The 4295-nt window shown below is 72.8% G+C and carries 4 protein-coding genes and 1 pseudogene; 3 read left to right on the top strand and 2 right to left on the bottom strand.

Features of this window, described 5'->3' with window-relative positions; all coding sequences use genetic code 11:
• Nucleotides 1-82: 82 nt before the first annotated feature.
• On the top strand, nt 83-841 hold the full coding sequence (locus tag ACWEN3_RS42445) for an endonuclease/exonuclease/phosphatase family protein (protein ID WP_452982886.1): 759 nt from the start codon (nt 83-85) through the stop codon (nt 839-841).
• Between the two features lie 372 nt (nt 842-1213).
• On the opposite strand, the gene ACWEN3_RS42440 is transcribed toward ACWEN3_RS42445, so the two are convergent.
• Together ACWEN3_RS42440 and ACWEN3_RS42435 are read right to left on the bottom strand one after the other, a co-directional pair.
• A complete protein-coding gene (locus tag ACWEN3_RS42440; RefSeq protein WP_452982881.1) occupies nt 1214-1792 on the bottom strand; it encodes a hypothetical protein in 579 nt (192 codons plus the stop codon).
• On the bottom strand, nt 1785-2564 hold the full coding sequence (locus ACWEN3_RS42435; RefSeq protein ID WP_452982879.1) for an alpha/beta hydrolase: 780 nt from the start codon (nt 2562-2564) through the stop codon (nt 1785-1787). Before ACWEN3_RS42435 ends, ACWEN3_RS42440 begins: the two co-directional genes overlap by 8 nt.
• 183 nt (nt 2565-2747) lie before the next feature.
• Here ACWEN3_RS42435 and ACWEN3_RS42430 point away from each other — a divergent pair, with 183 nt between their 5' ends.
• Both ACWEN3_RS42430 and ACWEN3_RS42425 read left to right on the top strand, forming a co-directional pair.
• Nucleotides 2748-3461, top strand: a complete 714-nt coding sequence (locus tag ACWEN3_RS42430; RefSeq protein ID WP_452982883.1) for a lysophospholipid acyltransferase family protein — start codon at nt 2748-2750, stop codon at nt 3459-3461.
• 24 nt (nt 3462-3485) lie between these two features.
• Nucleotides 3486-4232, top strand: a pseudogene (locus tag ACWEN3_RS42425) (DUF5931 domain-containing protein); the annotation flags it as partial.
• Nucleotides 4233-4295: the final 63 nt, after the last annotated feature.

The raw sequence follows: 4295 nt of genomic DNA, 5'->3' as shown, positions 1-4295 counted from the left end.
GTCGGCGTGCTCGGCTCGGTGATGTCGGAGCGGATCACGTATGAACCTCGCGCCCTGTTCCATCGGGCGTACATTGATCCACATGGAACTGCTCCCCAACTCCCGCACGGAGCCCGACGGTTCCGCGGTCATCAGGGTCCTGAGCCACAACATCCGCTCGATGCGGGACGACACCGGCGCCCTGGCCAGGGTGATCGCCGCCTGCGCCCCCGACCTGGTCCTCGTCCAGGAGGCCCCCCGCTTCTTCCGCTGGCGCAAGAAGCTGGCGCGGCTGGCGGAGGCCTCCGGCCTGGTGGTCCTCACGGGGGGCGCCACGGCGGCCGGACCGGCGGTCCTCTGCTCGCTGCGGGCCGTCGTCGAGCGGACCGAGGACGTCCTGCTGCCCCTCACCCCCGGCCTCCACCGGCGCGGCCTCGCCACCGGGGTGGTCCGCTTCGGCGGCGCCCGCCTCGGAGTGATCAGCTGCCATCTGTCGCTCCAGGACGACGAGCGCCACGAACAGGGGCGCCTGCTCCTCGACCGTCTCGCCGGACTCGGTGTCGAGCACGCCGTCGCGGGCGGCGACCTGAACGAAGGCCCGGACGGCCGCACCTTCCGCCTCCTCGCCGGCGGCCTCCAGGACTGCCGGGCCGTCGCTCCCTGGGGCGGCGAGGAGACCTGGACGCACAGCGAGCCCCACCGGCGCATCGACGCGATCTTCGCCACCAAGGGCGTCGAGGTGCTCGGCTGCGGGGTCCCGCTGGACCAGCCCGGCGTCACACGGGCCGACCTGACCGCAGCCACGGACCACCTTCCGGTCCTGGCGGCACTGCGCATCCCGGCCGCCGGTACGACGTCCTGAACCAGGTGCAGCAAAGGCCCTGGGCCGGATCGACGGGCGCCACCTGCTCGGCCGGGGCCGACGGCTCAGGCGCCCGTACCGCCCGGCCGCAGCCCGTCGATCAGCGCCCGCAGCCCGGCCGCACAACTGCCGTCCGGCACGGCGCCACACTCAGCACCGGCACCGCAGCCGCACCGAGCCCGCACCCGCGGAAACCTCTGCCCCGCCTCCGCCGAGCCCCGCGTGCAGCCGGTCGGCCGTCGCCGTGGCGGTCCCGCCGGCCGGCCCCGTCGCGTGCCGGCAGCTCGACCTCGTGTCACACCCGCTCGGCGGCCGTCGGTACGAGGTCGCACAAAGGTCAGGCCGCCGGGTGCCCAGCGCGCCCCCGGGGTCTCAGACCACGGCCCCCCGCCCGGGATCGTCGTCCTCGTCGTCCGTGCGCATCCGCGTCACCAGCGTCGCGAAGCCGCCGAGGAAGCCGCCGATGCCGGCGGTCTCCAGCCACCAGGTCATCTCCCAGCCGAGCACCACGGCCAGCAGGAGCAGGACCGGGCCGCCGACGACACCCAGCCACGCGAACTTCGCGGTGGTGTCGGCGGCCGGCAGCGGGGGCGGCTCGGGGGGCACGAAGTGGTCCTCGTCGTCCTCGTCGAAGTCGTCCCCGGACGGCTCGGCCGCCCGGTGGACGCGCGGGCCGACACCGGGCGCGAACGAGATCGAGCTGCCCAGCGGCCGGGCGGGCCGCTGCTCCCCGGAGTCGCCGGGGTCCTCGGACGGGGCGTCCTTCTCCAGCAGCGCGAGGTCCTCCACCGGCTTGAAGGGCTTCGTCCCCGGCGGGTCCGACGGCTCGTCGCCGTACCCGGCCACGATGGCCCGCCAGGCGGCGTCCTCGTCGAAGGGCACCCCCTGCTCGTCCGGCTCCCGGCCCTCGCGGTCCTCGCGGCCCCCGCGGTCGGAGTCGTGCTCAGCCAACTGCCGCCGTCCCTTCCTTGCCGACACCGGGTGCGAGCCGGCCGATGAAGCCGAGGCTCTCCTCGCAGATCCGGTCCGCATCCTCGTCCAACGTCGCCACGTGGTAGCTGTGTTCCAGCACGATCTCCGTCACGTCCATGGACGACACCCGGCTCAGCACGCGGGCCGAGTCGGCCGCCGGGACGACATGGTCCTGGGCGCTGCGCAGCAGCAGCAACGGCTGGGTGACCTGCGGCAGCTCACCGTCCAGCCGGCTCAGGAACCGCCGCAGCGAGTGCGCCGCGTGCAGCGGCACCCGGTCGTAACCCAGCTCCGCCGCGCCCTCCTTGGCGATGTCGCTGGCGATGCCCTTCGTCGTCCGCACGAGATGCCGGGCCACCGGGAGGGCGTACGCCGACAGGCCGTGGACCTTGTTCGCCGGGTTGACGACCACCACGCCCGTGACCCGCTCGCCGTGCCGCGCGGCCAGCCGCAACGCCAGGGCCCCGCCCATCGACAGTCCCGCGACGAACACCTTCGGACAGCGCTCGGTGAGCAGCCGCAGCTCGCGGTCCACCTCCGCGTACCAGTCCTGCCAGCCGGTGACCTGCATGTCCTGCCAGCGGGTGCCATGGCCGGGCAGCAGCGGCAGCGACACGCTCAGGCCGCGCGCCGCGTGGTGCTCCGCCCAGGGGCGCAGCGACTGGGGCGAGCCGGTGAAGCCGTGACAGAGGAGGACACCCACCTCCCCGCCCGCGTGGCGGTACGGCTCGGCTCCGGGGAGAACCGGCACCTTTCGACTCTCCTGTCCATGAAGAGGCCCCGCCGACGGCCGGCCAAGGCGTGAGAATTCGCGGATGTGCTTCACCGTACGCGACGGCACTGACACCGACCAGGGTCGTCGGGTCCTTTGACGGTCCTCCGGGTTAAGGTCTGTTCGACGGAAACAGGAGGCACACGGGTGTTGTACGGCACGATGAAGGTCGCCATCGGCGGGCCGCTGAAGGTCGCCTTCAGGCCCTGGGTCGAGGGACTGGAGAACATTCCGGCAGAGGGTCCCGCCATCCTGGCCAGCAACCACCTGTCCTTCTCGGACTCGTTCTTCCTACCCACCATGCTGGACCGCAAGGTCACCTTCATCGCGAAGGCCGAGTACTTCACCACTCCCGGGGTGAAGGGACGGCTCACCGCGGCCTTCTTCAAGGGCGTCGGCCAGCTCCCGGTGGACCGCTCCGGAGCGCGCGGCGCCGGCGAGGCGGCGATCAAGAGCGGCATAGAGGTGCTGGAGCGCGGTGAGCTGTTCGGCATCTACCCGGAGGGCACCCGCTCGCCCGACGGCCGGCTCTACCGGGGCAAGCCCGGCGGCCTGGCGCGCGTGGCGCTCGCCACCGGCGCCCCGGTCATCCCCGTCGCGATGATCGACACCGAGAAGATCCAGCCGCCCGGCAAGGTGATGCCGAAGCTGATGCGGCCCGGCATCCGCATAGGAAAACCCCTGGACTTCAGCCGCTACCAGGGCATGGAGCACGACCGCTTCGTCCTGCGCGCGCTGACCGACGAGGTCATGTACGAGATCATGAAGCTCTCCGGCCAGGAGTACGTCGACATGTACGCGACGGCCGCCAAGCGGCAGATCGCCGAGGCGGCGAAGGCGGCCAAGGAAGCCGAGAAGCAGAAGGCCGAGGCCTGACGGAGGGGACGGGGGCGGGGGGACATGCCGAGGCGCGAGCGCGTGCTGCGGATGTCGGTGGAGGTGCCGCTGTGGCGCGCGCTCGCCGGCTACCGCGTCCTGACCATGCTGTACGCCATCGGCCTGTGCGCCACCGCGTACTCCCACTTCGTCCGCCCCTGGGTCGCGGTCTGCTACTACGCCGTCCTCGCCGTGTGGACACTCGCCACGCTGCCCAAGGTGTCCGGCGCGGCGAGCTGCACCAGGCGCTTCCTGGCCGTCGACCTGGCCATCGCCCTCACCGGCATCCTGCTCACCCCGCTCGCCGACAACCATGAGCGGATCGCGAGCGGCGGCCCCACCCTGCCGTCGATATGGACGGCAGGCTCGGTGCTGGCCTTCGCCATCAAGGGTGGCTGGCGCTGGGCGGCCGCCGCCTCCACGGCCGTGGCCGTCGTCAACCTCGTCGAGCGCGGCCACCCCGCCCGGGACACCGTGCACAACGTGATCCTGGTCTGGGTGGCCGCCATCGCCATCGGCTACGTGGTGGAGGTGGCCCGCGCCTCCGAGCGCACCCTCGCCCGCGCCCTGGAGATCGAGGCCGCCACCCGTGAACGGGAGCGGCTGGCCCGGGACATCCACGACGGCGTGCTCCAGGTCCTGGCCATGGTGAAGCGGCGCGGCGCGGCCCTCGGCGGCGAGTCGGCCGAGCTGGGACGGCTGGCCGGCGAGCAGGAGGTGGCGCTGCGCACCCTGGTCTCCGGGGGGCTGCTGCCGGTCTCCCGGGTGTCTTATTGACGTGCTGGGGCGGGCATTCCAGCGAGTCACCGGCTCGGGAGAACGCGTCGATGGCGG

This window comes from Streptomyces sp. NPDC004561 (assembly GCF_053602155.1).
The sequence above is the reverse complement of the archived record's forward strand: the minus strand, read 5'-3'. Positions and strand labels throughout refer to the sequence as shown.

What these genes read in the sequence shown, in the direction of transcription:
- ACWEN3_RS42445 (WP_452982886.1), top strand. Translation starts at nt 83, where the DNA reads ATGGAACTGCTCCCCAACTCCCGCACGGAGCCCGACGGTTCCGCGGTC.
- ACWEN3_RS42430 (WP_452982883.1), top strand. Translation starts at nt 2,748, where the DNA reads ATGAAGGTCGCCATCGGCGGGCCGCTGAAGGTCGCCTTCAGGCCCTGG.